Origin of the sequence: Microlunatus speluncae, assembly GCF_009299835.1 — a bacterium.
In the GTDB taxonomy this organism is placed as follows: Bacteria; Actinomycetota; Actinomycetes; order Propionibacteriales; family Propionibacteriaceae; genus Microlunatus; species Microlunatus speluncae.
Window position 1 is genome coordinate 546,849 of the sequence record NZ_VKCZ01000020.1, and the last position, 26,230, is coordinate 573,078.

A 26,230-nucleotide genomic window follows, 5' to 3' on the forward strand; every position below is an offset into this window, starting at 1 on the left:
GGAGATTGCCATGATCAACAATTCGTCGTCACCCGGGCTCACCCGCCGGGGCGTCCTCGGGCTCGGTCTCGGTGCCGGCGCCGGACTGGCCGCCCTGGCCGGCTGTCGTACCCAACCGACCGGGCCGGCGCCGGGCTCGGAGCCGACGGCGAAGTTCCGCGCGCCCAACTTCGTGCCGCCGGACCAGGTGCCCGGTGCCATGATCAGCGACATCGACGGTGTCTCGCCGGCCTACAGCCAATACCCACGGGAGCAGCAGAAGTCGGTCGCCGAGACGCCGGGCAGCGGCGGCGAGGTGTCGACCTTCCAGGTCCTGTTCCAGGCGCCCCCGCCGTCGGACAACCCGTGGCTGACCGAGTTCGACCGCCGGCTCGGCGCGCGGCTCAAGGCGACCTTCGGCGCCGGGGATTCGTACGGCCAGAAGGTGCAGACGCTGATGGCCAGCGGTGATCTTCCGGACATCGCCTTCGTCGAGCGCAGCGCGGCGCCGGCGGTGGTCAAGCCGATGCAGCAGGGCGCGTTCACCGATCTGAGCGACGTGCTCGCCGGATCTGGCATCGACCCGTACCCCAATCTGGCCCGGATCCCCACCTATGCATGGAAGAATTCCAGCATCAACGGCAAGATCCTCGGCGTCCCGCGGCCGCTGCCGCTGGTCAACGGCGTGACGATGTATCGCGCCGACTGGGCCGCCGACCTCGGCTTCACCGCGCCGCCGCAGAACGCCGAGGAGGTGAAGGAGCTGCTGGTCGGCTTCACCAAGGGTGATCATCGCGGCAAGGCCAAGGGCGACACCTGGGGCCTGGCCACCCTCGGCAACGGCGTCAGCTGGGCCGACCAGATGTTCCGGGTGCCCAACAACTGGCGGCAGAACGACGACGGCACGTTGATCAATGTGATCGAGACCGACGAGTACGAGGCGGCGCTGGTCTGGCTGGTCGACCTGTGGCGGGCGGGTGCCTGGCATCCCGACGCCGCCACCCTGCCCACGCTGGACTCCCAGGATCTGTTCATGAGCGGCAAGATCGGTCTGATGCCGGCCGGGATCGCGCCGCACTACCGCAGCATGGTGCCGACGCTGCGGAAGAACGACCCGGCGGCCGAAGTGGTCGCGGTCAGCGCCCCCGGTCACGACGGCGGCGACCCGGTGATCCACCAGCAGGGCGGCTACTTCGGCATCGCCGCGATCCCGTCCGAGGTGGGGCAGGACGACCAGCGGCTCGAGGAGCTGTTGCGGGTGATCAACTACTGGTGCGCCCCGTTCGGCAGCGAGGAACACACCTTCATCAACTACGGCATCGAGGGCCGGCACTTCAGCTACGACGACCGCGGCACGCCGATCGCCGTCGACGGTGATCGGCCGCTGACCGAGGTCGCCGGACCGTCCTTCCTGGTGCAGCCGCTGGAGGCGGTGTTCTTCTTCCCCGGCGACGACAGTGCCGCGACCGAAGCGCAGCAGAACATCGCCAAGGCGGTGCCGCTGTCGATCGAGGACCCGACCCGCAGCCTGATCTCCGAGACGGACATCCGGCAGTCCGCGGCGCTCGGCCAACTCAACGACGACTATCTGTACGGCATCATCACCGGGCGGCGGCCGCTCAGCGAGCTGGCCACCTGGCGGGAGCGCTGGCGGAGCACCGGCGGCGACGCCATCCGGAAGGAATTCGAGGCCGGCCTGGCATGAGCGTCCCGACTTCGCCGCAACCCGATCGGCACGGCCCGCTGTCCCGGGGCGCGGTCTGGATCACCGCGGCCGCCTGGCAGGCGGATCCGGCCGGCCCGCTGCCGGTGCTCGGCACCGACTTCCGCTGCCCCGACCGGCCGACCTCGGCGGTGCTCCGGATCGCCGGCCTCGGGGTGTTCGCCGCGTCGATCAACGGCTGTCCGGTGTCGCCCGATCTGCTCGAGCCCGGCTATGCCGACTATGCGCAGCGGGTCGACTACTGCAGCTACGACGTGACCCACCTGCTGTCGGCCGGCGACAACGTGCTGGTGATCGAACTCGGCCCGGGGATGTATCGCTCGCAACGCCTCGACGACCGTTGGACCAAGATCAAGAGCAACTACGGGGATCTCGCCGCCTGCGCCGCGCTGACCCTGAAGTACGGCGACGGCGGCGTCGAGGAAGTGATCAGCGGCCCCGGCTGGGGCGGGACACTGGGCCAGACCAGGTCCTCGAACTGGACCGGTGGTGAGGATTTCGACGCCCGGGTCCGATTGGACACCTCGGTCGACGGGGTGCCGGACTGGCCGCGGGCCGTGGTCGCCCGGACGCCGCCGAAGCTCCGGCTCAGTGCGAAGACGGCGCCGCCGTTGCGGGTCCGGGAAGTGGTCGACCCGATCGGCATCCGGCCCGACGCCGGCGGCAACCAGGTGATCGACTTCGGCGTCAACTTCGCCGGCTGGGTCGAGCTCGATCTGCCGGCCGACAGCCGAGTCACCCTCCGGCCCGCGGAACTGCTGCACGACGACGGCACCATCGATCCCCGGACCGAGGGCTGGGATCCCGTCTATCACACGGTTTCCACCGGCTCCCGGCCGCTGACCTGGCACCCGCGCTTCTGCTACAACGGCCTGCGCTATCTGGAGGTCGGCGGGCTCGACCGGCCGCTGCGGGCCGAGGACGTGCGCGGCCTGGTGATCTCCGCGGCCGTCCGGGCCACCGGCGACTTCGCCTGTGCCGATCCCAGGATCACCGACCTGCACCGGATCGTGCACCGGGCGGTCACCTCCAACATGTATTCGGTCTTCACCGACTGCCCGCACCGGGAGAAGCTCTGCTTCCTGGAAGAGCTGCACCTCGCCTTCCCCGTGCTGCAGTGGAACTACGACGTGCAGGCGATCATGATCAACACCCTGCAACTGGTCCGGGAGGCCCAGGCGGCGGACGGACACCTGCCGCTCTACGTGCCGGAGTGGGACCCGTTCCCGGACCCTTGGCGCGGCGACGTCAACTGGGGCGGCGTGATCATCATGCTGCCGTGGCTGCTGCACCGCGGCTACGGTGATCGGCGGGTGCTGCGGGACAACTACGAGGCGATGACCCGCTATGCCCGGCACCTGCTCGACGCCCGGGTCGACGGCCTGCTGACGTACGGGCTCGGCGACTGGGACGGGCGTGACTTCCGGTCGGTCCCGCTGGTCGGCACCGCGACCCTGGCCCGGCTGCTCGCCGTGCTCGGGCAGGTGGCCGACGAGCTCGGCCAGGCCGGGGACGCCGCCTGGTGGCGGAACGAATCGCGGCTGGTCGCCGACCGCGTCCGGGCCGAGTTCTGGAACGAGCGAGAGCTGACCGTCGGCGAGGACAGCATCGGCGAGGTCGCGATCGCGCTGCGGTACGGCATCGTGCCGGAGGACCGGACGGTCGCGGTGCTGGACCGGCTGGAGCAGCGGATCATGGCCGCCGGCTACGTCGTCGACCTCGGCGAGGTCGGGCTGCCGGCCATGATCGAGATCCTGGCCGCCCATGATCGACACGAGACGATCTTCCGGTTCGCGGTGCAGTCGGAGCAGCCCGGTTACGGCTACCTGCTGCGGCACGGGGCCACCTCGCTGACCGAGACCTGGGACGGGCCGACCTACGGGATCAGCCAGAACCACTTCATGCTCGGCGCCATCGACGATTGGTTCTACGCCCATCTGGCCGGGCTGCAACAGACGCCGGACAGCCGCGGCTTCCGCGAGTTGATCATCCGGCCGCGGCCATGTGGCGGCCTCGGCTCGGCCCGGGCGGCCTACCGGACCGACCGCGGCACCTTCGCCGCCGAGTGGCGGATCGAGGCGGGCGAGTTCCGGCTGGAGGCCGAGGTCCCGCTCGGCTCGAGCTGCCTGATCGAGACCCCGGACGGACACCGGGAGAGCGTCGGCAGCGGTCGACACGTGATCATCCGACCCTGGGCCGAGGCTGCCCCGTCGACCGGCGCGGGCCGCGACGCCGATCGTGCCCTGGAGGAAACCTCATGACCAACCTCGCCGAAGCACCGAGCCCGGACCGGGTGATCACCGACCCGGCCGCCGACCCGACCGACCGGCCGGCGACGCTGCCGTCGCTGCGGCACTGGACCGACGGGTCGGGCCGGCTGACCCTCGGCCGACCGGGCGTGATCAGCTGCTCCGGCCCGGCGGCGACGGACGTCGCCGAACTGCTCGCCGGCGACCTGGAGCTGTTCCGGGGCGCGCGCCCCGCGATCAGCGCCGGCGACGGTGCGGACGGTGGGATCCAGTTGATCATGGACCCGCGGGCCGAGCTGCCGGCCGAGGGCTATCGGCTGGAGATCGGCGACGCGGTCCGCGTCGTGGCCGGCACCCGGTCCGGACTGCTCTACGGCTGCCAGACGATCGGCCAGCTGCTGAAGCAGGATCCCGAGCGCCGGTCACTGCCGCGCGGCGAGGCGATCGACTTCCCGCGCTGCGCCGTCCGCGGCCAGATGATCGACGTCGGCCGCAAGTTCCTGCCGCTGTCGTACCTGCGGTCGGAGATCCGGCGGATGGCCTGGATGAAGCTCAACAGCCTGCATCTGCACCTGACCGAGTGGAACGGCTTCCGGTTCGAGAGCCTGGAGTTCCCGGGGCTGGCCTCGGCCGAGCACTACACCCAGGCCGAGCTGCGCGAGCTCGATGCGTATGCCGCCCGCTGGGGCGTGACGATCGTGCCGGAGATCGACCTGCCCGGGCACGCGGTCTGGCTCACCCGCTATGAGCCACGGCTGCGGTTGCGATCACCGGGCCTCGACCGGGCCGGCTGGCCGGGCGGTCGCGGCGGCGGTTGGACGATGGACGTGACGTCGGACTTCGCGCGCGACTTCGTCCGGCGGTTGGTGATCGAGGTCGGCGGGGTGTTCAGCGGCGACGTGGTGCACATCGGCGGCGACGAACTGCCGCTGCAGACCGCCGAGCAGCAGGACCCGGTGCTGCTCGAGTACGCGCGGTCGCGGGGGCTGCGCTATGCCGGCGACGTGCTGGTCGACTTCATCAATGATCTTGCCGGAGCCCTGCGTGAGCACGGAAAACGGGCCGAGATCTGGGAGTGGTGGAACTACGGTGATCAGCCGATGAGCATCGCCCCGGATCGGGACATCATGATCGACAAGTGGCTGGACGGCGACCCGGCCGAGCTGGCCCGACAGGGCTATCAGACGGTCGGCGTCAACTGGGGCGGCAACTACGTCACGCCCGGCTACAGCACCACCCCGAACGGCACGTCGCCGCAGGGCTTCGAGGGCTACATGCCGGCCGAACGGATCTACGTCGACGACGACTATCCGCAGGGGGAGCGGTTGTTGGGCTATCGGCTCGGGCGGTGGATGGACAAGTCGGAGGCCAGGAGCACGGCCTGGGTGCACTTCTTCTCCCACCGCCCGTTGCAAGTGCTCGCCGACCGGACCTGGGGCGGCCCGTCCGCCACCTCGGCGCCGGGCTTCTATGCCAAGGCCGACGCGATCGGCGGACCCGGCGACGCGCTGACCGCCGTCCCGACGCGGGCCTGCCGCATCGCCCGCGCGAGCAGCGAGGAACTCGACGCTGAGGACGGCGCGGTCCGGCACCTGCTGGACCCGGATCCGTTGACCCAGTGGGTGACCCGCTATCGCAACGATCTGATGATCACGCCGCATCAGGTGGTGATCGATGTCGGGGCCGAGCGCCCGCTGGCCGGGGTCGAGCTGTGGCCGCGCCAGGACGGCCGGGTGATCGACGAGTTCCACCACACCAAGGCCCGGCCGCGCGGGGTCCGGATCGCCCTGAGCGCCGACGGCACGGACTGGTCCGAGGTCTGGTCCGGCGAGCTGCCGAACGAGCAGCCCGCCCAGGCCGTACGGTTCCCGGTGACGCCGGCCCGCTATCTGAAGTTGATCATCGACAGCGACTGGGACAACCTGTTCGTCACCGCGATCGCGTACCTGAGCGTGTTGCAGGGGCCGTTGACCGCCTATCGTGAGGTTCCTTGATCGTCTTCAGAACGGAAGGGCTGGGCGTGCAATGCGGGCTGAGGAGACGTCCCCACCGACGTTGACGCTCAAGCAGGCGATCGACGTCTACGGCGCGGAGACGTCGCTGCTGCGGCACCTGAACCGGAACGAGGTGCTGCGCTTCCTGCGCACGTCCGGCGAGGCGCACGGGATCTCGGCGGTGGCCAAGGGTACGGAGCTGTCCCGGCCCACCGTCGATCTCGCCCTGCGCGACCTGACCGAGCGCGGGCTGGTGATCGAGTCGGTGCAGCACCCCAGCTCGCCGCGGGGTGGCCGACCGGCGCGGGAGTATCGGTTCGACGCGCGGTCGGGTTGTGTCGCGGCGGTCACCGTGACCAACCACGAGGTGCTGGTGGTGATCGCCGACCTGCGTGATCAGGTGCTGGACGAGCGGCGCATCCGGTTCGCCGACCTCAACGCGGAGCCCGATCCGCCCGCCGGCCTGCGGGCCGCGGTCGATGACGCCCTGGCCGGCTGCGCCCTGCCGCCGGAGCGGCTCCGGGTGGCGGTGATCGGCGTCCGCGGCATCGTCTCCGACGGTGGCGTGATCCTGACCTCCGGAGAGCTGCCATCCCTGGTCGGCGAGGACGTGCACCGCCGACTCCGAGACAGCTTTCCCTGCCCGTTGCTGGTGGAGAACGACGCCAACCTGGCCACCCTGGCGGAGTTCAGCGCCCTGAACGGGCCGAGCAACGTGGTCGGCCTGCTGATCGGCGAGGGGATGGGCTGCGGCCTGGTGCTGAACGGCGAGCTCTATCGCGGTGCGCACGGCGCCGCCGGCGAGTTCTTCGGCGACGACCGGTCCCGGGCCTGGTCCGCGACCAATCAGGCGATCCGGCACCACGCGAAGGATCACGACCTGACCTTCACCGAGGTCTTCGTCGCGGCGCGGCAAAAACGCGGCCGGGCCCGGACCCTGGTCACCCGGTACGCGACCGACATCGCCGAACGGGTCGAGGGACTGCTGGTGCTGGACCCGCCGGTGATCGTCGTCGGCGGCGAGATCGTCGAGGCGGGCGAGGTGTTCATGGACGCCTTCCGCGCCGCCCTGGCCCCGGTCCTGTACAGCGACACCAAGATCATCTACTCCGACCTCGGCGCCGACTGCCTCCGCGCCGGTGCCCTCCAGGTCGCCGCCAACTGGACCGCCCACCACCTCTTCCAGGTCTAAGCCGACGTGAGTGCGCCGGGCCAGGTCTGGCCGGTGAGTTGCTCGTAGATGGCGAGGTAGCGGGAGCGGGTCAAGGCCGCGATCTCGTCGGGGATCTCGGGGCCGGGGTAGGTGCGGTCCCAGTCGAGCGAGGCGGACCAGTTGCGGACGACCTGCTTGTCGTAGGAGTCCTGCACCCGGCCGCGCTCGTACGTGCTTGCCTGCCAGAACCGCGAGGAGTCCGGGGTCAGCACCTCGTCGCCGAGGGTGAGCACGCCGGCCGGGTCGAGGCCGAACTCGAACTTGGTGTCGGCGATGATCACGCCGCGCTCCCGGGCCAGCTCCGCGCCGCGGGTGTAGAGCTCGACGGTGAGCCGCTCCAGGTCGGCGGCGGCCTGCTCGCCGATCAGGGCCACCGCGTCGGCGCGGGTCATCGGCTGATCATGACCCTCCTCCTCCTTGGTGGTCGGGGTGAAGATCGGCTCGGGCAGCCGGTCGGCCTCGTCCAGCCCCGGCGGCAGGGCGATGCCGGACACCGTCCCGCTCTCCCGGTAGGAGACCAGGCCGCTGCCACTCAGGTAGCCGCGGGCGATGCACTCGATCGGGATGATCTCGAGCCGGCGGCAGCGGATCGCGCGGCCGCGCCACTCCTCCGGTACGTCCTCGCTGATCACGTGATTCGGCACCAGGTCGGCGAACTGGCGGAACCACCACAGCGACAGCTGGGTCAGGATCGCGCCCTTGTCCGGGATCGGCGTCGGCAGCACGACGTCATAGATCGACACCCGGTCGGAGGCGACCAGGATCACGTCCTCGCCGTCGGCGTAGACCTCGCGCACCTTGCCCCGTCGAATCAGTTCCACGGCAGAGATTCTGGCATCAGCGCCCGGCCGGGTCCGAGGCGGTCCACCCGGACCAGCGGTCCACGGCGATCAAGATCACCGGGCCGCCGGGCGGATCGGTCCGGTAGTGCGGATACTTCCGGACCAGGTCGGCGACGGCCGCCTCCCGCTCCGCGCCGTCGGTCAGCACCGTGGCGGTGCCGTCGACCCGGACCCACCAGAGCCGGGTCCAGTCCGCCTCGTAATGATCAGCGAGGACGGCCACCCGCGGGTTGTCGGCGATGTTGCGCAACCGGCGCAGATCGTAACCGGACTTGGGTTTCTGGTCGATGCCGATGATCACGATCTCGCCCCGCACGGCATACGTGATCGGCACCAGATGGGGCTGCCCATCGGCTCCCGTCGTCGCCAACCGGGCCACTTCGGCCCCGGTCAGCAGCGCCCGACAGGTGCCGACGTCGAGCCTCATCCGCTGACGAAGGCGGCCAGGTCGGCCGACTGCTGCAGCCGGATCGGCTCGTTCACATACATCATGTGGCCGGCCTCGTAGTAGGCCCATTCGATCCGCTCCCGGGCCTCGGCCGGCAGCTTGAGATGGGCGAAGACGTGCTCGGCGGCGAAGTGTGGCGTCGCGCCGTCGTAGTAGCCACAGGACACGTGCACCCGCAGGTGCGGATTGGCCCGCATCGCCCGGGCCAGGGCGGTGCCGACCTCGACCGACTCGCCCTCGAACTCCTTGTAGGACCACGGCTGCACCTTGGGCGTCAGCAGGTTGTAGGCGACATCCGTGGAGTAGCCGAGCTCGGTCCGGACATAGCCGTTGAGCGCCGCCGAATACGGCCCGGTGATCGCGGCCAGCGACGGGTCGTAGTCCATGTGATCACCGTTGTGATCGATCGGCCAGCCGGCGAACCGCATGTCCAGCCGGCCGACCACCTGGCCGCGGTCGCGGAGCAGTTCGGCGCAGAACGCGTGCAGGCTGACCCGGAGATCGGACCGGTCGACATAGTCGGGATCGAGGCCGGTCAGCGCGGCGAACCGCTGGATCAGGTCGCTGCGTTCGCCGACGGGCAGCCGGTTGCCCCGGCCCAGGCCGTACCAGAGCGGACCGGCGGCGAACTCCTCCGCCTCGGCCACCCGTTCGCGCAGCGAGCCGGAGACCTTGCCGTGGTAGTGCGCGGTCGCCGTGAACGTCGGCAGATAGAGCGCGTACGGAAGATCATTCCCGGCGCTGTAATGCACCGATCCGAGGTCGAGCACCGAGGAGATCAACATCAGGCCGTTGACGTACATGCCCTCGTTCTCGGCCAACCGCGCCGCCAGCGCCGCCGCCCGGGTGGTGCCGTAGGACTCGCCGGCCAGGAACTTCGGCGACAGCCAGCGCCCGTTCCGCGACGCCCAGAGCCGGATGAATTCGGCGACCGACTCGATGTCGCGGCCGTAGCCGTGGAAGTCGTCGGCCTGGTGTCCCTCACTGGTGCGCGAATAGCCGGTCGTCACCGGGTCGATGAAGACCAGGTCCGACACGGTGAGCAGCGTCTCGAGGTTGTCGGCCAATCCGTACGGCGGCGGGGCCAGCTCGCCGGCGTCGCCCATGATCACCCGGCGCGGGCCGAACAGGCCGAGATGCAGCCAGACCGACGACGATCCCGGGCCGCCGTTGAACGCGAAGGTGACCGGCCGGGTCGCCGGATCGGCGCCCTCCACGACGTAACTGGTGTGGAAGATCTGCGCCCGCGGCTGGTGCCCGGCGAACTTGCCCTCGGTGATCACTTCCTCGCGCAGCACCACCCGACCGGTGGTGGCCGTGTAGTTCAGCTTCGACCGGCCGCTGCCGATCTGGTGCTGGGTCGCCACCAGATCGTCGGTCGGCTCCGGCTTCTTGCCCTGATCGGCTGCGGGTGCGTCGCTCATGGTGGTCATCATCCCAGAGACGCCAGTTCCTCAGCACGCAGCGCGTGCTGAGGAACTGATCAGTGCAGCCTCAGATCTTGGGCGCTTTGCCCGCCAGCTTCAGCTTTCCGATGATGCCCTGGATCTGGGTGTTGGCCGCCTCCATGGTCTTGGGGATGTCGGCGCCACGCATCGACTTCTCCATCGCCTGACCGAACGCCTCGGCGACAGTCCAGTCGTACTGGGGTTCCAGCGCCGAGGCCGGCAGCACCTGATCCTGGATGATCTTGCGCCACGGGTTGACCGTGTCGGCGTCCGGAGCCTTGGACACCGCGTCGATCAAGGACGTCCGGGTCGGGAACTTCGAGTAGCCGGTCGCCTTGAAGTAGTCCAGCATGGTCGCCGGATCCGGACCCGCCAGCGCCCAGAGGAAGAACTTCGCCGTCGCCTCGATGTTCTTGGACTTGGCGTCGATCATCCACTTCATATTGCCGTTGGTCGCCGGAGCCGTGCCGGTGCCGTCGTGGGTGGGGATCGGGGCCACGCCGACGTTGTCGCCCAGGCCCTTGAACTCGTCCAGGATCTGGCTGATCGCCCAGGACCCGTTGATCATCATCGCGGCCTTGTTCTGGCCGAACGGGGTGGAGTCGTTGGCCGCGCCGAGCGACTGCCGCGGGATCACCTGTTGATCGAAGAGATCCTTGTAGAGCTGGGCGAGCTTCTGGTACGCCGGATCGTTGGCCTGCGCGGTCGACCAGTCGTCGCTGATCGGCAGATGCCCCGCGACGTTGCGCTGCCAGGGCCAGGACTGCCAGCCGAAGTCGCCGCCGGTGACGCCCATCACCAGGCCGAACCGGCCGTCCGCCTTGGTCTTGGCGCCGAAGTCGACCAGCTCGGCGAAGCTCTTCGGCGCCACCTCGGGATCGAGGCCGGCGGCGGAGAAGAAATCCTTGCGGTAGTAGAGGACGGTCTGCGGCTCGAACAGCATCGGGTACGCATACCGCTTGCCGTTCACCGTGACCAGGTTGCGCGCGGTCTCGGTCAGGTCGTCCCAGGACTCCTGCGGCAGCAGGTCGGTCAGATCGGCCAGCTCGCCGTTCTCCACCTGGACCCAGACGTTGTTGCCGACGCCGATGTACATGTCCGGGGCCTTGCCGGCGGCCTGCGCGGCCTTCAGCTTCTGCTCCCACGCATCGCCCGGCACCTGGGTCAACACGACCTTGACCTCGGTCTGCGCGGCGTTGAACTGTTGGACCATCTTCTTGTACCAGGCGTCCTCACCGTTGGTGAGCTTGGCCTGCCAGAACTGGACGGTCGTGGTCGATCCCGCCGAGGGCGGGTTCTGGGCCTCGGACGCGGACTGTCCGGGGGTGCCGGAACCGCAGCCGGCGAGCAACGCTCCACCGCCGACGGCCGCGCCGGCGGCGAGCAGGTTCCGGCGGGTCAGCAGGTGCTGAGCAGGCGTGGTCACAGGCACTCCTTCGTGATGGCGGGACGGATCGGACCGGTCCGTCGGGCTGCTATGAAATCGTTTTCGAGTCTCACTATCTGTCCTTCCTCGGGTCGCGTCAAGTTACAAATCCACAACGCGCCCTGAGCTGATTTCCCCCAACGCGCCCTGAGCTTGTCGAAGGGTTATTTGAGGCCGGCGATCTTGATGTTGCTGATGATCCGGCGCTGGAAGATCATCACCAGCAAGATCACCGGCAGGGCGGCCAGGAACGAGCCGGCCATCAGCAGGCCGCGCTCCGGCGCCCGTTCGGAGCGGAAGTTGGCCAGATACTGCTGGATCTGAAACAGCTCCGGGCTGGTGATGGTCATGATCGGCCAGACGTAGGCGTTCCAGTACGCCAGGAACGAGATCACGCCGACCACGACGAAGGCGGGCTGGGACAGCGGCAGGAAGATCCGGGTGTAGATCCGCCAGCGGCCGGCCCCGTCGATCATGGCCGCCTCCTCCAGCGCGGTCGGGATCGACAGGTAGAACTGGCGGATGAAGAACATCTGACCGGCCGAGGCGATGCCGGGCAGGATCAGCACGGTCAGCGTGTCCAGCATCTGCAGCCGGGTCACCATCACGAACGAGGTGAGCAGGATCGCCATCGACGGCACGAACATGGTGCCGATCGACAACACCCAGAGCAGCGGCTTGAAGGAGAACTCGAGCCGGGCGAAGACGTACGCCGCCATCGAGTTCACCGCCAGCGTGCCGACGGTGAAGATCACGGCGCCGACGAAGGTGACCAGCATCGCCCGCTGGAAGTCGGGGTCGGTGGCGATCGTGGTGTAGTTCGACCACAGCCACTCCGTCGGCAGCAACCGGAACGGGGTCGCGGTCACCTCACTGCTCGGCTTGAAGCCGGACAGCACCATCCAGAGCAGTGGAAACAGGGCGAATGCGGCGAACAGCAGGCCGACAGCGACGCGGGCGACGCGGACCGGGGTGGGACTCTTGACGGCCACCGATCAGCCCTCCTGCGTCTTCTCGGAATTGATGAAGCGGAAGATCAACACCGACACCAGGCCGAGCACGACGAACAACATCAGCGCCGCGGCCAGCGGCTGGCCCTGCCGCTGGTCCTGGGTGAAGTGCTGGAAGATGTAGAGGTTCGGCATCATGGTCGAGTTGAGCGGGCCGCCACCGGTCATGATCAACGGCAGCTCGAACTGCTGGATCGCGCCGACGCTGCCCGCGATCAGCAGGTAGATCAGCACGTTCTTCAACATCGGGATGGTGATGAAGAAGGTCTGCTGCCACCAGGTGGCGCCGTCCAGCGACGCCGACTCGTAGTAGGAGTCGGGGATGTCCAGCATCCCGGCGAGCATGATCAACGCCGTTACGCCGAAGCCGATCCAGACGGCCGGCACGGCCAGCGACGGCAGTGCGGTGGCCGGGTCGCCGAGCCAGGGGATCGGCTCGAACTGCCGGAACGGGCTGATCAGCAGATCCAGGAACCAGTTCAGGATGCCGCCGTAGTAGTCGAAGATCAACACGAAGACGATCGAGGCGATCACCCCGGAGATGATCGTCGGCAGATAGATCGATGTCTTCACGAACGAGGCGAGCTTGCGGCCCATCCCCTTCACCACCGCGGCGAAGATGTAGGCCAGCACCAGCCCGACCGGCACCACCAGCACCATGAACAGGATGCCGCGGACGATCGACTGCACGAAGATCTCGTCGCTCAGCACGTTGGCGTAGTTGTCGAGGCCGATGAAGGTCGACGGCAGGTAGAAGGAGAAGTCGAAGAACGACAGGTAGGCGGCCTGGAAGAACGGGACGATGACGAAGATCGCCAACAGGATGATCAGCGGCGCCAGCATCAGGTAGGCGATGCGGTTGGAGCGATGCAGCCGGCCGCGGCGCCGGGGTGCGGGAACGGCGTCCGGGGCCGGTTCGAGCTCGGCGGTGCCGGACGGGCGGCTGGGGATTGCGGTTGCCAACTGACACTCCTCGGCAATGGTCGGAACGGCCCGACGATAGGTGATTGTAATCGATTTCACAACTGGGTTCGGCCGTTGCCGGGGCAACCGGTCCGGTCACGATTCGGCCACCCTAAGAGCGGCTCAGGACCGCCTCAGGGCGACGGCTCAGCTGAGCAGCAGCCGGGCGATCGCCACCACTCCGAGGATGACGATGATGGTGCGCAGGGCGATCGGCGGCAGCTTGCGGCCGACCGAGGCGCCGATGAAGCCGCCGACCAGCGTGCCGGCGGCGATCAGCCCGGCGGCGGGCCAGCTGATCCGGTCGAACGCCACGATCGTGTACGCCAGCGCGGCGACGATGTTGACGCCGAGGGCCAGCACGTTCTTGAGCGCGTTCAGCCGCTGCATGCTCTCCGGCATCAGGGCGCCCATCACCCCGACCAGCAGGATCCCCTGGGCCGCGGTGAAGTAGCCGCCGTAGATGCCGATCAGGAAGACGAGGAAGATCAGCAGCACGGTCTTGGGCCGGGACAGGCTGCTCCCGTCGTCGCCGGCCGCTTCGGCCCGGCGCCGGGCCCAACCCTGGATCCGCGGCTGCAACACGACCAGGATCACCGCCATCGCCAACAGGACCGGGACGATGATCTTGAACACGGTCGGCGGCAGGTGCAGCAGCAGCCAGGCGCCACAGACCGCACCGAGCAGGGACGCCGGGAGCAGTTGCAGGACGCGCTTCCGCTGGCCGCGCAGCTCGCGACGATAGCCCCAGGAGCCCGACGCGCTGCCGGGGACCTGCCCGATCGCGTTGGACATGGTCGCCACCACCGGCTCGTAGCCGAAGGTGATCAAGGTGGGGAAGGTGATCATGGTGCCGGATCCGACGACCGCGTTGATCGTGCCGGCGCCAACCCCGGCCAACAGGATCAGCAGGATCTCCACGGGGCTCACCCGCCCGACCCTACGAGACCTCGGCCCAGCCCCAGAATCACCCCCCACCCATCGGGACGCCATCCAAATCCCGCCGACCCGTCACCAATGCACCGGTTTTGGCGGCGTGTCGGTGCACAAGTGACGTCTCGATGAGACCGGGCGGGGTGCGGGAGAAATCTGATCGCGTCCGGCCAGCGGGAGATCTAGGGTTCATCCTCGTGGGAGATCCAGCGCAGTCCGTACGCGAGCCTGAGCCGACGCCGCAACTGACTGCGGCCGAGATCGGGAAGCTGGCTGAGCGTGCCCTCGGCACGACGGTCGACGCGTTGACGCCGCAGGCGGGCTCGGTCGGCAACCAGAACTTCCGGCTCGACACCGGGCGGGGCCGGTTCGCGCTGAAACTGGCCGCGGACAGCGAGCTGGCCGCGGAGCGCTGGGGCCTGGAACGCGCGGCCGAGGTCGCGGTGCCGGTGCCGCGGGTGGCCGCCGCCGGGCCGCTGCCCGGTGACCGGGGCTTCTTGATCACCGAGTGGCTGGTCGGCCGACCGGCCGACCCGGCGACGGACCGGGCGGCGCTGGTCGAGGCGGGCCGGGCGCTGCGCCGACTTCATCAGGTCACCGGGCCGGGCCATTGGCGGGTCGAGGTGGTGTCGGGGACGACTCGAGGGAGCCACGATTCCTGGGCCGGAGTGATCGATTCCATCCTGGCCGGCACGGACGATCTGGTCCGGCACGACGTGATCACCGCGTCCGTCGCGGAGCGGCTTCGGTCGGCGGTTGCCGATCACCGCGACGCGATCGCGTATCCGGGCGAGGGCGTCCTGCTGCACTGCGATCTGAAGCCCGCGCACCTGTTCGTCGCCGACGGGCGGCTGGTCGCGATCATCGACTGGGGCGACACCGCCTACGGCGATCCGCGCTGGGACCTGGCCCGGCTGTCCCATTCCGGCGACGCGCTCTTCGCTCCCGTGCTCGAGGGGTACGGGCTGGTGCTCGACGCCGACCTGGCCCGCACCCTCGCGTGCTACCGGGCGATCCTGCGCCTCGACGCCCTGCACTACGAACTGATGGCGGGCGGGGACTGGTTCGACGTCTATCGGGCCACGCTCGACGAGTGGCTCGCTTCGTTGTCCTGACCCGATCGCCCTGGAAGGCTGCTGCCCGTGCGCCTCTATCTGTCGTCGTTCCGGATCGGTGATCACCCGGACCGGCTGATCGAGCTGACCGGTGCCAATCGCCGGACGGCTGTGGTCGCCAACGCCGTTGATCACCTGGCGCCGGCTGACCGGCAGCGGAGCGTCGCGGCGGAGCTGACGGCGCTGCGGGAGCTCGGGCTGGATCCGGTCGAGCTCGACCTGCGCCGGTTCGCCGGGGCGCCGGACGCGTTGCGGGGTGAGCTGGCCGGGGTCGGGCTGGTCTGGCTGCGCGGTGGGAACGCCTTCGTGCTGCGGCACCGGCTGGCCGACTCCGGTCTTGATCAGCAACTGCTCGACGGCCTGGCGACGGACCGTTTCGTGGTCGGCGGTTACAGCGCCGGCAGTTGCGTCCTGGGCCGCTCGCTGGCCGGGCTGGAGGAGTGCGATCCGATCACTGACCTGGCGCAGGTCGCTCCCGGGGCGCCGGTGATCATGGACGGCCTCGGCCTCCTCGACGGCACCGTGGTGCCGCACCTGGCCTCCCCCGAACACCCCGAATCGACCGTATTGACGGCGGTGGCGGCGAAGCTTCGCGCCGACGGCCGGAAGATCATCGAGCTCCGCGACGGCGATGTGCTGTTCGATCGCGGTGCCGGCCCGACCCTGCTGCCGCGTTCGCGCTGAACTCTTGGATCGTCGGCGCCGAAGAGAATCCGGGCGTCAGTCCAAGATGATCATGAGGGCTTCGAAGCCGGTGTCGGTGCGGCTGGAGTGCCCGGATCCGATGGTGTCCTCGACCAGCAGCAGATCGCCCGGCCGGCCGATCACGGTCTCACCGGAGGCAGTCACCTCGCATTCGCCGGAGAGGACCACCATCAGGCGCCGGCCGGCCTCGGGCTGCTCCGGATGACCGCCGCCGGCCGGCGCCCGGACCACCAGCGAGCCGGTCGCCCGCAAGGGCGTCGAGACGCTCAACTCGCCCGGCTCCGGCACGTCCGGCCACAGGTCCGGTTTCCAGTCCTCGAATCGGGCCGCGCCGCCCGGTCCGGCGTACAGCCGTCGCATCGTCATAAGTCACGATAAGGCGGATCCGGCGGCCGCGCCGGCGAAAGTCAGTCGCGGGCGGCGGCGAAGGCGATGATCTCCGGCAGTCCGGGGCGGTAGCCGTCGGAGCTGTCGACGTCGAGCGTCGGCACGTCCAGGGTGATCGGGTCGAAGTCGAGGGTCCGGGTGCGTACCTCCTCGAGATGAGCAAGATCACCATGAGCCGCGCCGCGGAGGCCGTTCTCGTCGAACCGGCGCTGGATCCGCTCCGCGGCGGTGTCCGGGTCGACCAGGCAGCGGACCAGGCTGATCCGGGCCAGGTCGAGCAACGGGGTCAGGCCCGGCCGCCACAGCTTGTCCTGGAATGCCGCCTCGGCGACGACGGTGATCCCGGCCCGGAGCAGGTATTCGACCGTGCCGAAGAAGGCCGGCAGAGTCTTCAGATTCAGCTCGTCCACCGGCCCCGGGACGAAGCCGGGATGGGCGTGCACCATCCCCTCCTTGAGCTCGTCCCGGCAGATCGCCGGGCAGCCGACGCCCTGTGCGACCAGATGGGCGAGGGTGGTTTTGCCGGAGCCGGGCGGTCCACTGACGACGATCAAGGAGGGGGAGGCCATTCCCCGATTCCTAGCACAGTCAGCCGGAGACGGGAACGAGGCCTTCGAAGTAGGCGCGCTGGGCCGGGAAGTAGTCGTTGAAGTCCGGGTTCACGCCGCCGGTCATCGAGGCCAGGAGTTGATCAAGGTAGTACTCCCAGCCCGGCCCGACCTCGCCGACCATGGCGGGGTCGATCCGGTGCATCACGAACCGCAGCTCGGCGGTGTCGCCGGCCGCGGCCAGCTCCAGCGAGAGGTCCCACGTGCCGGCCTGGTCGAAGGTCAGCACGCGGAGCCGGCGCGGTGCGTCGCACTCGGTGATCTTGACGTCGGTCCAGGGCGTCTCGTCCTCGAAGCCGAGCCGGAGCTTGATCGTTTCGCCGATGGCGCCGGTGCCCTCCCAGTGGCCGATCCAGCGCGCGGTGCGCTCCGGTTCGGTGATGCTGGCCCAGGCGTCGTCGACCGTGCCGGGCAGCACCCGGGTCAACTCGAGGTCGTGGCCGTCGCCGGTCGGGATCAGTCGGCCGGTCGGGGTCGGTGCGTTCATGCGGTTTGCTCCTTCGTCTCGGATCGGGTGGAGGTACGGCGTTCCCGGCGGGTCCGGGCGACCTCGGTGGCCAGGGCGTCCAGGTGGGACGGCAGTCCGGGCCCGAGCAACCGGGCCAGATAGTCGGCGACCTCGACCAGCGGCTCCCGGCGCAGGGTGTAGATCCGTTGCCGGCCGTGCACGTTCGCCTCGATCACGCCGCACTCGGCCAGGATCCGCAGGTGCTTGCTCACCCCCGGCCGGCTGATCGCGAAGTGTTCGGCGATCCGTCCGGCCGGCAGCGGCGATGCCTGCAACAACACCAGGATCTCCCGCCGGACCGGATCAGCAATCGCCCGCGCTCCCTCCATGCCGAAAGCGTAACCGATCGGTTACGCATTGTGCAATCGTCGGCATTGGCGAGCCGGTCGGGTCGGGGTGAGTGTCGGTGGGGCGTGCGAGGATTTTGGGGTGGCTGAGTTTTCCGAGGGGGAGCTGGAGCAGCACCGGGTCGGGCTGACCGGATTCTGTTATCGGATGCTCGGCGGGGCGGGCGAGGCCGAGGACGCGGTGCAGGAGACCATGCTCAAGGCGTGGAAGGCGGCCGAGGACTACGATCCGGGCCGCGCGGCGTTGTCCACCTGGCTCTACCGGATCGCCACCAACGTCTGCATCGACCTGACCCGGGGCGCACGCCGGCGGGCGGTCGCGATGGATTTCGGTCCGGCGGCGACGGGGCCGGAGATCGGGCCGGCGCTGCCCGGCCGGTGGGTCGAGCCGATGCCGGACGCGCGGATCCTGCCCGACGATCCCGCCGAGCTGGCCGCTCAGCGCGAGTCGGTCCGGCTGGCGTTCGTCGCCGCGCTGCAGCAGTTGCCGCCCCGGCAGCGGGCCGTGTTGATCTTGCGCGAGGTGCTGGCCTGGCCGGCGGCCGAGGTCGCGACCCTGCTCGACACCACGGTCGCCTCGGTCAACAGCGCCCTGCAACGGGCCCGGGCCGCGATCCGCCGGCCGGTGCCGGCCGCGCCGCTGGACGACGAGCACCGCGCCCTGCTGGACCGCTACGTCACGGCCTTCGAGCGCTTCGACGTCGACACCCTGACCGCGTTGTTGCACCAGGACGCCACCATGTCGATGCCGCCGTTCGCGTGGTGGCTGCAGGGCCGGGCGGCGATCAGGTTCGTGCTGGAGCGCTCCGACGGCGGCTGCCACGGTGCGCGGCTGCTGCCGACCGGCGCGAACGGCTCGCCGGCCTTCGGTCAGTATCGTCCGAATGGCGACGTGTTCCGGCCGTTCGCGCTGGTCGTGCTGGAGCTGTCCGGTGGCCTGATCGTCAACACGATCACCTTCCTCGACGCGGTCGACGACTTCCCGCGGTTCGGTCTGCCGGCCGAACTGCGCGCCGATGAGTTTCCGGTCCGCCCGTCGTAGAACGGTCATGATCAACGAACCGAGAGTCGAAGACCGCTCCGAGCAGCCGTACGTCAGCATCCGGACCCGCGCGAATTTCACCGAATGGGGTGGGGTCAACGCCCTGATCGGCGAGGTCCAGGACTGGTTGGCCGCGCGCGAACTGGCCCCGGCCGGGCCGCCGCTCTACCGCTATCACCTGATCGGCAATCTGACCGACCGCTTCGACGTCGAGGTCGGCTTTCCGGTCGCTGCGCCGGTGGCCGGGGACGAACGGGTGATCACCGGCGCCTTGCCGGCCGGGCGCTATCTGGTGCTCGAGCACCGCGGCCATCCGGACTCGATCGGCGGATCCCACGCAGCGCTGGTCGACTGGGCCGAGGCCCACGGCGTCGCGCTGACCGGAAGCCCGGATCGGCTGCGCTGGGGGCTGATGTTCGAGTCGTACGTGACCGATCCGGCGGAGGTGCCTGAGCCGGGGCAGTGGGTCACCGAGTTGGTCTACCAGGTGGCCTGATCGGATCTCACGCCGCGACCCTCGCCTGATCATGGGTGGTCGCGGGCCGTACCGTTGACCGGGCCGAGATCGTGGGCAGGGGCTTGCCCTTCGACAGGCTCAGGTGACGAACAGGCACGGGACTTGCCCTTCGACGGGCACCGGGCCCGAAGTGGACGGGTGATCGATGGGCCGAGGGCGCGGGTCGGCGGTCTCCGTCGTCCTCGGGTCCCGGTTCTTCCGATCCGCCGTGATCGGCCTGTTCTTCTCCGGCATCGGGGTGTCGGCGGTGATCCCGCAGCTGACGCTCTTTCTGGTCGACGAGCTGGGCGCTTCGCTGCCGGTGGCCGGACTCTATTACCTGACCAATCTGGCGGCGCCGTTCGCCGGCTATCTGGTCGGCCGGGCGTCGGATCGGCAGCAGGACCGGCTGATCATGTTCCGGATCTGCGCGGTGGTCGGCGCGGTGGGCTGGCTGGTGATCGGTCTGGCGCAGGCGATCTGGGTGCCGTTCGTGGTCAGCGTGCTGGCGCTGAGCGTCGGCGGCGCGGCGATGGGTCAGCTGTTCGCCGCCTGCCGAGACGAGCTCAGCCGCAAACCGACGCCGGTCGACAACCAGGTGATCGCGCTGGTCCGGATGGCGTTCACCGCCGGCTGGGTGCTGGGGCCGGTGCTCGGCAGCTGGTTCGGCAGTGCGGTCGGGCTGCGGCCGATGGTGTTCGCCACCGCCGCGTGCCTGGTGCTGCAGGTGATCCCGCTCGGCCGGCAGCGGGTGCCCCGGTTCGTCCGCCCGGTCAGCGCCGGCGATGCGACCGCCGGCCCGGCCCGGCTGCTGCCGTTGTTGATCTTCATGGCGCTGACCGTGTGTGCGATGGCCGGGGACACGATCAAGTTCGGCTACCTGCCGATCTACATGGATCAGCAGCTGCACTTCTCGCCGTTCCTGCGCGGCGCGGTGATCGGCATCCAGCCGCTGCTGGAGTTCCTGTTGATGCCGGTTGCTGCCCGGTTGGCCGACCGGTTCGGCCCGCTCAAGGTGCTGCCGGTCGGCGTCGCGTTCGGGGTCCTCGGCAACCTCGCGTACGCCACCAGTGACGCGGCGCCGGGTCTGTTCGTCGGGCAGTTGCTGGTGGCCGTGCACTGGGCCTGCCTCGGCGTGCTCGGCGTGACGATCGCCCAGGAGCTCTATCCGGAACGGGTCGCGACCGCCTCCGGACTGTTCATGAGCGCGATGCCGATCGCCGGTGCCGTCGGCGGGGTGATCGGCGGACTGGGCGTCGCGACGTACGGCCTGCCGCGGGTCTTCTTCCTGCCCGCCGGGATCGCCTTGATCGGCTGTCTCGGGATGATCATGCTCGGCCGCTGGCAGCAGCGGCGGGGCCGGCCGCAAGTTTGATCACGGCCCGGGCCGGAGGGCCGGACCCGACGAGACATGCACGTGTAGGTGCTTGGAATCCTGGTAGTCGCCGAGATTGGTCAGCACCCGGGCCGCACCGAGCCGCTCGGTGACCTCGGCCGCGACCGACCGGATCACCGCCAGCAGTTCCCGCAGGTCCGCCTCGTCGGCCGCGGTCACGGTGATCAGCGAGGCCAGATGGCGCTTCGGGATGACGACGACGTGCTCCGGCCAGAACGGCCGGGTGTGCTGGAAGGCGAGCACCCGCTCGGTCTCGGCGACGACCCGGAGCTCCGGGATCCGGCGCAGCGCGACGTCGCAGTAGAAGTCGTCGCCGGCATAGTCGGTCAGCTCATCCATCGGGGCAGTCTTCCACTCCGCGGCTATCCTGAACCGCGTTGTCGACAGGGTGGAGCGGGAATGCGCGGACCGGCGAGGCGATTCGTCTCGGCCATGATCATCCTGCTGGTGTTGATCATGAGTGGGGCCTGCACTCCCCAGGAGTCGCCCGCCGTGCGCCCGTCGGCGGACCGCTACCAGCCGGCGGATCCGGTCGGCGAGGACAGCGAGGCCCGGCCGGTGCCGCCCGGTGCGGCGACGACGCTGACCGCACCGCTGGTGGGGCTGGGCGCCTTCTGTGCCCAGATCCGGAGCAACGCCGAGGGCCGGGCGATCTGGTGTCGCAACGTCGACGCCGACGATCCGTGGGTGGCCCAGTTCCTGTTCGACGCCGAGGATCGGCTCGCCTGGGGCTGGATCCCGATGCCGGGGTCGCGCCGGAGCGATCCGTACCGGTTGTCCGACCTGGCCGGGGCCGCGTTCGGCGCGCTCTGGCCGGGCACCGCCGACCGGATCTCCACCGAGGTGGTGCAGTTCGTCCGGGAGAACGAGGCCCGACTGGGCCGGCCGAAGTCGGGCGAGGGGTCCTTCCGGCACACCTGGCGCGATGGTCATGCCGCCTACTCCGTGGCGGGCCGGGACGGGCTGATCGTCGCCGGGCGCGACGCCGAGGTGTCGCGTTGGCCCTCCGACGCCGGGCACTACGGCAGCCGGATGAGCGTCGCGGTCGGTGACCTGCAGCAATCCGGCTTCGATTGCCACTATCCGGGGCAGACGTCGTGCCAACGCGGGAACAGCGCGTTCCAGGTGTCGCTGCGCGGCGACCGGATCATCACCGCGGATTTCATGATCTTCGGCAACGAGACGCTGGCCGACACCTTTCCGCGCGGGCTGACCTTCCTCACGCCGGCCGTGCGGCCGGAGGTGGCGGCCCGGATCGAGCAGTCCCGGAAGGCCCGGACCGATTTCCTCGGGGTCGTCGCCGGCACGCTGCTCGCCATCGACGCCGCGCCGGTCCCGCCGGTCGGCGGCACGGTGCCGGTCGAGGTCCGGGTCGGTGCCCCGCTGACCGGCACGTTCCCGATCTGACCGAAATCGACCCGACGTGCCCGGATCGAAGCCGAATCCGGGGCCCTGCGGGCGAAGTCGGGTCGATTTCGGTCAGGATGGGCGGGTGACGCTCCCGATGCCCGAACTTCCGCCCGCCATCCGACCCGCGGCCGAGGCCGACGTGCCCGACCTGATCCGGCTGATCAAGGAACTCGCCGACTACGAACGCGAGCCGGACGCGGTCAAGATCACGGCCGAGCAGCTGGAGCGACTGCTGTTCGGCCCCGATCCGCGGGTCTTCGCGCTGGTCGCCGAGCACGAGCAGCGGGTGGCTGGGATGGCGATCTATTTCCTCAACTTCTCCACCTGGGAAGGGAAGTTGGGCATCTATCTGGAGGATCTCTACGTCAGCCCGGAGACCCGCGGCACCGGCCTGGGCAAGGCGCTGCTGCAGTCCCTGGCCGCGATCGCCGTGGCCCGCGACTACGCCCGCTTCGAATGGGCCGTGCTCGACTGGAACCAGCCGGCGCTCGACTTCTACCGCGGCCTCGGCGCTGTACCGCTGGAGGAGTGGACGGTGCACCGGCTGCACGGAGACGCCCTGGCCCAGATCGCCAAGCCGTACGCATGAGCGCGGCCGGCGCGCTGCTCCGGCGGGCCTATCTGTCCGGGCTGCGGCGCGAGTTGCGCAGGCTGCCCCGGCCGCGGCACATCGCGCTGGTGATGGACGGCAACCGGCGCTGGGCCAAGCAACAGGGCTTCGACAACCCGAGCGTCGGCCACGCCCACGGCGCCGAGCACGTGGACACACTGCTCGGCTGGTGCGATCGCTACGGCATCGACCAGGTGACGATCTTCGTCTGCTCGACCGAAAACCTGCAGCGCCGCCCGGCCGAAGAGGTTGACTTCCTGCTCGACGCGATGGAGCGGGTGGTCACCGACCGCGCCACCCGGCCGGACAACGGTTGGGCGATCGAGCTGATGGGCCGGCTGGACGTGCTGCCGGACCCGACCCGGAACGCGCTGAAGCGAGCCGCCGAGGCGACGGCCGAGCTGACCGGCAAGCGGCTGGCGCTGGCGATCGGCTACGGCGGCCGGCAGGAGATCGCCGACGCCGTCCGCGAACTGCTCTGGGACGCCCGGGCCGACGGCACCTCGCTGGCCGAGCTGGCCCAGCGGGTCGAGGCGAGCGATCTCGCTGCCCGGCTCTATGCCCCGACGATGGCCGGGGTCGATCTGATCATCCGGACCAGCGGCGAGCTCCGGCTGTCCAACTTCCTGCTCTGGCAGAGCGCGCAGGCCGAGTTCTCCTTCTGCGACACGCTCTGGCCCGGCTTCCGCGAGCTCGACTTCGCCCGCGCCCTCCGCGACTTCGGCCGTCGCCGCGCGCTCGATCCGGATCAGTGAGTGCGATCCGGCCTCGACTCCGGCCCGGTTCAGCGGCTGAGCGCCGGTTGGGGTGCGGAAGTCGACCCTGGTGGAGAAATGTTCGGGCCGGGGCCGGTTGGGGGTGCGGAAGTCGACCCTGGTCGAGAAACGTTCGGGCCGGGGCCGGCTCGTGGTGCGGAAGTCGACCGTGGTCGAGAAACGTTCGGGGCCGGGGCTAGGGCCGTTCCTTGATCCCCGCCTCGAGCAGCCGGACGACCTCGGCGATCCGTTCGGGCCGCAGCTCGGGACGCCGTTTGGTGGCGTCGATCCAGCGCAGATAGCCGCGTCGATAGAACTGGGCCAGCGAATCGAAGAACGCCCCGGCCGCCGGGGAGGCGTCCAGGGCGGCGGCGACGTCCTCGGCGAGGTCGGCCCGCTGCGGTCCCTCCGGCGCCAGCGCCACCGTCACCTCGGTGCCCGGTTCCGGGCCGCAGCGCAGCCAGGCGGGGCCGAGCAGAAAGCCGCGCTCGCCGTCCTGTTCGGTGATCACGGCCCGGACCCGGATCCCGTTCACGGTGCCGGCCACGTGATGCACGGGCTTGGCCGACCAGGCCGCATCCGGGTCGAACGGCACCGGGACGAACATCCGCCCCTGCCCGCCCGACCGGCTGGCCGCGGTGTAGCGCTGCTCCTGCATGGTCCGATCCTGCCAGTCAGCGTCGCCGCCACGGCCCGGTGATCGCGAACGTCGTGCCGGGGTTGTAGCAGTTGACGTACATGGTCCGGGCGTTGTCGGCGAAGCTGACTCCGGTCAGCTCGGCGAACTTCGGCTCGGCAGCGGTGCCGACATTCTGCCGGTTGCGGCCGAACAGGTACGGCTCGCCGGCCTCGGTCACCCCGATCAGATAGTTCTCGCCGTCGCCGTCCTCGCAGACCATCAGCCCGCCGTACGGGGAGACGCAGATGTTGTCCGGCGTCTGGAAGAGTTGATCTTCGGCCGTGTCCGGATCGCGGCGGAAGATCACCGCGAGCCGGAGCAGGTTCCGGTCCGGCTGGTAGTGCCAGATCTGCCCGTCATGGGTCGCCTCCGAACCGTCGGACAGCTTGGCGAAACTGGCCGAGAAGAAGACCCCGTCCTGCCCCCACCAACAGCCCTCCAGCTTCTGCGAGTGCGTCATCGGGCCGCCCGCGAAATCCTGGAACCGGATCCCTTCGCTGCTGGCCAGGGGATCGGGCACCTCGACCCATTCGACGTCGGTGAACTCGGTGCCGGCTTCGCTGACGGTGGACAGGTCGGCGACGCCGGGCACCCGCAGCGCCTCCAACAGCCCGCCGGCCCGCAGACTGCCGTACCCGCCCATCGGCTTGTTCGGCGAGAACCGGTAGAACAGCCCGAACGGGTGATCGAAGGAGTCCTCGGTCTCGTAGACCCGGCCGGTCCGCGGGTCGACCGCGATCGCCTCGTGCGGATAGCGGCCCATCGCGGTCAGCGGCACCGGATCGGCGTTCCGGGCCCGGTCGAACGGGTCGATCTCGAAGATGAAGCCGTGGTCCTTGGTGTAGCCGTCCTCGCCCGCCCGCTTCTCGGTCTCCTCGCAGGTCAGCCAGGTGTGCCACGGCGTCTCGCCGCCGGCGCAGTTGACGGCGCTGCCGGACAGGCTGACGTACTCCTCGGCCACGGCGCCGCGCGGCCCGAGCACCAGCGTCGTCGTGCCGCCGGCGCCCTCCGGGTCGTACGTGTGCGAGCCCCGCGGCACGTGGTGCGGCGCCGAGGGATGGCATTCGTGGTTGCGGACCAGCCGGTCGGCCGGCCGGCCGACGCCGCGGCCGAACACGCCCATCCCGTCGGCCCGGCTCGGCACCAGCCCCTCACCCGAGCGCAGTTCGTCGCCCTCCCGGCTGAGGATCCGGTACGAGAAGCCGCGCGGCAGATCGAGCACTCCGTCCGGATCCTCGACCAGCCGCCCGTAGCCGCGCTTCGGCGGCGCGGCCGCCGCGGTCCCGGTGAACAGCGCGGCCAGCGAGCCCTGGAACGCCAGCGACACCCCGGCCACCGCCGTCCCCTCGGCCAGCAGCCGGCGGCGGGAGAGAGTCATCTCGAGCCTCCTCGACGAGTTCGATCCTCCCGCCCCACCCTGCTCGGTCGGCACGGCCGGGGCAAGGCCTGTTCGCTCCCCGAGCCTTGTATCTTGTCCCGTTCTCTGAGCCTGTCCACGGGCGGGCCAGACACATGCCCCCTTCGGTTTCGGCCTGACGGCCGGAAAGACGCGCCCAGGACGGGCGGGTCAGGGCCGTCCGCCGCGTTCTGCGGCCGGGCGCCGGTGTTGAGCGGCGAAAGTCGCCGGATGTGCATCGACTGTGACTGTGTCCCGGCCGTTCGGTGCCGGTTGAGCCGGGAAACGACACACAGTCGATGATCCCGTCCGCCGCGCAACCGGTACCCGGCCGGACGTTCCCAGGAACCGCCGTAACCCACCCCTCCTTGGCGCGTCTTTGGGTTCTTGGCGTGCACCGAGCCGACTTGTGCGGCCGGCCGACCTCAAAGCGACCGAAGCCTGTCGGCTCGGGTCCGGACTGTCGCGAAAGCTCTTCGTGCCGATGGTTTCCACGTGGCAATGGCCGTTATCGCCCCGCACGAAGAGGTTTCGCGACACCGCGACCA

At 69.8% G+C, this 26,230-nt stretch carries 26 protein-coding genes; 12 read left to right on the forward strand and 14 right to left on the reverse strand.

Annotated elements, in window-relative coordinates:
- Window positions 1-10 precede the first annotated feature (10 nt).
- From FNH24_RS28030 to FNH24_RS28045, 4 genes are read left to right on the forward strand one after another with little or no spacing between them, the layout of a single operon-like run.
- Window positions 11-1,684, forward strand: coding sequence for an extracellular solute-binding protein (locus FNH24_RS28030; RefSeq protein WP_152365516.1), 1,674 nt, complete (start codon window positions 11-13; stop codon window positions 1,682-1,684).
- Window positions 1,681-3,963 (forward strand): family 78 glycoside hydrolase catalytic domain, encoded by a 2,283-nt coding sequence (locus FNH24_RS28035; RefSeq protein WP_152365517.1) that lies wholly within the window; start codon window positions 1,681-1,683, stop codon window positions 3,961-3,963. Before FNH24_RS28030 ends, FNH24_RS28035 begins: the two co-directional genes overlap by 4 nt.
- Complete coding sequence (locus tag FNH24_RS28040) at window positions 3,960-5,945, forward strand: family 20 glycosylhydrolase (RefSeq protein ID WP_152365518.1); 1,986 nt, start codon at window positions 3,960-3,962, stop codon at window positions 5,943-5,945. The genes FNH24_RS28035 and FNH24_RS28040 overlap by 4 nt, the downstream gene beginning before the upstream one ends.
- Before the next feature lie 31 nt (window positions 5,946-5,976).
- Complete coding sequence (locus FNH24_RS28045; protein WP_152365519.1) at window positions 5,977-7,137, forward strand: ROK family transcriptional regulator; 1,161 nt, start codon at window positions 5,977-5,979, stop codon at window positions 7,135-7,137.
- Here the strand turns inward: FNH24_RS28045 and FNH24_RS28050 are convergent.
- The 7 genes from FNH24_RS28050 to FNH24_RS28080 all read right to left on the reverse strand — a co-directional run bounded on the left by FNH24_RS28050 (window position 7,134) and on the right by FNH24_RS28080 (window position 14,225).
- The gene (locus tag FNH24_RS28050) at window positions 7,134-7,979 is read right to left on the reverse strand and encodes a phosphoribosylaminoimidazolesuccinocarboxamide synthase (RefSeq protein WP_152365520.1); all 846 of its coding nucleotides are present in this window, start codon (window positions 7,977-7,979) and stop codon (window positions 7,134-7,136) included. The two genes, FNH24_RS28045 and FNH24_RS28050, sit on opposite strands and share 4 nt — an antisense overlap.
- A gap of 16 nt (window positions 7,980-7,995) precedes the next feature.
- Window positions 7,996-8,427 carry a TIGR03668 family PPOX class F420-dependent oxidoreductase gene (locus tag FNH24_RS28055; protein WP_152365521.1) on the reverse strand — a complete coding sequence of 144 codons (432 nt, stop codon included), beginning with the start codon at window positions 8,425-8,427 and terminating at the stop codon, window positions 7,996-7,998.
- Window positions 8,424-9,872, reverse strand: a complete 1,449-nt coding sequence (locus FNH24_RS28060; RefSeq protein ID WP_246187103.1) for a S10 family peptidase — start codon at window positions 9,870-9,872, stop codon at window positions 8,424-8,426. Before FNH24_RS28060 ends, FNH24_RS28055 begins: the two co-directional genes overlap by 4 nt.
- Window positions 9,873-9,942: 70 nt before the next feature.
- Window positions 9,943-11,322 (reverse strand): extracellular solute-binding protein, encoded by a 1,380-nt coding sequence (locus tag FNH24_RS28065; RefSeq protein WP_152365523.1) that lies wholly within the window; start codon window positions 11,320-11,322, stop codon window positions 9,943-9,945.
- Between the two features lie 164 nt (window positions 11,323-11,486).
- Window positions 11,487-12,314 (reverse strand): carbohydrate ABC transporter permease, encoded by an 828-nt coding sequence (locus FNH24_RS28070; RefSeq protein ID WP_246187104.1) that lies wholly within the window; start codon window positions 12,312-12,314, stop codon window positions 11,487-11,489.
- A gap of 3 nt (window positions 12,315-12,317) precedes the next feature.
- Entirely contained in the window at window positions 12,318-13,295 is a 978-nt protein-coding gene (locus FNH24_RS28075) for a carbohydrate ABC transporter permease (protein WP_217428576.1), read from the reverse strand.
- Between the two features lie 147 nt (window positions 13,296-13,442).
- Window positions 13,443-14,225 carry a sulfite exporter TauE/SafE family protein gene (locus tag FNH24_RS28080; protein ID WP_217428577.1) on the reverse strand — a complete coding sequence of 261 codons (783 nt, stop codon included), beginning with the start codon at window positions 14,223-14,225 and terminating at the stop codon, window positions 13,443-13,445.
- 200 nt (window positions 14,226-14,425) lie between these two features.
- Here FNH24_RS28080 and FNH24_RS28085 point away from each other — a divergent pair, with 200 nt between their 5' ends.
- Window positions 14,426-15,343 carry a phosphotransferase family protein gene (locus FNH24_RS28085; RefSeq protein ID WP_161606355.1) on the forward strand — a complete coding sequence of 306 codons (918 nt, stop codon included), beginning with the start codon at window positions 14,426-14,428 and terminating at the stop codon, window positions 15,341-15,343.
- A 27-nt stretch (window positions 15,344-15,370) separates the two neighbouring features.
- A complete protein-coding gene (locus FNH24_RS28090) occupies window positions 15,371-16,027 on the forward strand; it encodes a Type 1 glutamine amidotransferase-like domain-containing protein (RefSeq protein WP_161606356.1) in 657 nt (218 codons plus the stop codon).
- A gap of 36 nt (window positions 16,028-16,063) precedes the next feature.
- Here FNH24_RS28090 and FNH24_RS28095 read toward each other — a convergent pair whose 3' ends face one another.
- From FNH24_RS28095 to FNH24_RS28110, 4 genes are read right to left on the reverse strand one after another with little or no spacing between them, the layout of a single operon-like run.
- Complete coding sequence (locus FNH24_RS28095) at window positions 16,064-16,414, reverse strand: cupin domain-containing protein (RefSeq protein WP_152365527.1); 351 nt, start codon at window positions 16,412-16,414, stop codon at window positions 16,064-16,066.
- Window positions 16,415-16,455: 41 nt separating this feature from the next.
- Window positions 16,456-17,004, reverse strand: coding sequence for a P-loop nucleotide/nucleoside kinase family protein (locus tag FNH24_RS28100; RefSeq protein WP_152365528.1), 549 nt, complete (start codon window positions 17,002-17,004; stop codon window positions 16,456-16,458).
- 19 nt (window positions 17,005-17,023) lie between these two features.
- Window positions 17,024-17,530 (reverse strand): SRPBCC family protein, encoded by a 507-nt coding sequence (locus FNH24_RS28105; RefSeq protein WP_152365529.1) that lies wholly within the window; start codon window positions 17,528-17,530, stop codon window positions 17,024-17,026.
- Window positions 17,527-17,880 carry an ArsR/SmtB family transcription factor gene (locus FNH24_RS28110; RefSeq protein WP_152365530.1) on the reverse strand — a complete coding sequence of 118 codons (354 nt, stop codon included), beginning with the start codon at window positions 17,878-17,880 and terminating at the stop codon, window positions 17,527-17,529. The genes FNH24_RS28105 and FNH24_RS28110 overlap by 4 nt, the downstream gene beginning before the upstream one ends.
- Before the next feature lie 100 nt (window positions 17,881-17,980).
- Here FNH24_RS28110 and FNH24_RS28115 point away from each other — a divergent pair, with 100 nt between their 5' ends.
- The 3 genes from FNH24_RS28115 to FNH24_RS28125 all read left to right on the forward strand — a co-directional run bounded on the left by FNH24_RS28115 (window position 17,981) and on the right by FNH24_RS28125 (window position 20,811).
- The gene (locus tag FNH24_RS28115; RefSeq protein ID WP_152365531.1) at window positions 17,981-18,940 is read left to right on the forward strand and encodes a sigma-70 family RNA polymerase sigma factor; all 960 of its coding nucleotides are present in this window, start codon (window positions 17,981-17,983) and stop codon (window positions 18,938-18,940) included.
- 7 nt (window positions 18,941-18,947) lie between these two features.
- A complete protein-coding gene (locus FNH24_RS28120; RefSeq protein ID WP_152365532.1) occupies window positions 18,948-19,436 on the forward strand; it encodes a GyrI-like domain-containing protein in 489 nt (162 codons plus the stop codon).
- Between the two features lie 166 nt (window positions 19,437-19,602).
- Complete coding sequence (locus FNH24_RS28125) at window positions 19,603-20,811, forward strand: MFS transporter (RefSeq protein ID WP_152365533.1); 1,209 nt, start codon at window positions 19,603-19,605, stop codon at window positions 20,809-20,811.
- Here FNH24_RS28125 and FNH24_RS28130 read toward each other — a convergent pair whose 3' ends face one another.
- Window positions 20,812-21,171: an HIT family protein gene (locus FNH24_RS28130; RefSeq protein WP_152365534.1), complete on the reverse strand. Its 360-nt coding sequence runs from the start codon at window positions 21,169-21,171 to the stop codon at window positions 20,812-20,814.
- Between the two features lie 60 nt (window positions 21,172-21,231).
- On the opposite strand from FNH24_RS28130, the gene FNH24_RS28135 reads away from it, so the two are divergent.
- The 3 genes from FNH24_RS28135 to uppS all read left to right on the forward strand — a co-directional run bounded on the left by FNH24_RS28135 (window position 21,232) and on the right by uppS (window position 23,607).
- Window positions 21,232-22,239 carry a hypothetical protein gene (locus FNH24_RS28135; RefSeq protein WP_152365535.1) on the forward strand — a complete coding sequence of 336 codons (1,008 nt, stop codon included), beginning with the start codon at window positions 21,232-21,234 and terminating at the stop codon, window positions 22,237-22,239.
- A gap of 85 nt (window positions 22,240-22,324) precedes the next feature.
- Entirely contained in the window at window positions 22,325-22,831 is a 507-nt protein-coding gene (locus FNH24_RS28140; protein ID WP_246187105.1) for a GNAT family N-acetyltransferase, read from the forward strand.
- Complete coding sequence (gene uppS, locus FNH24_RS28145; RefSeq protein WP_152365536.1) at window positions 22,828-23,607, forward strand: polyprenyl diphosphate synthase; 780 nt, start codon at window positions 22,828-22,830, stop codon at window positions 23,605-23,607. Before FNH24_RS28140 ends, uppS begins: the two co-directional genes overlap by 4 nt.
- Window positions 23,608-23,803: 196 nt before the next feature.
- Here uppS and FNH24_RS28150 read toward each other — a convergent pair whose 3' ends face one another.
- Window positions 23,804-24,265 (reverse strand): YdeI/OmpD-associated family protein, encoded by a 462-nt coding sequence (locus FNH24_RS28150; RefSeq protein ID WP_170304535.1) that lies wholly within the window; start codon window positions 24,263-24,265, stop codon window positions 23,804-23,806.
- A gap of 16 nt (window positions 24,266-24,281) precedes the next feature.
- Complete coding sequence (locus tag FNH24_RS28155; protein ID WP_152365537.1) at window positions 24,282-25,664, reverse strand: alkaline phosphatase PhoX; 1,383 nt, start codon at window positions 25,662-25,664, stop codon at window positions 24,282-24,284.
- Window positions 25,665-26,230 lie beyond the last annotated feature (566 nt).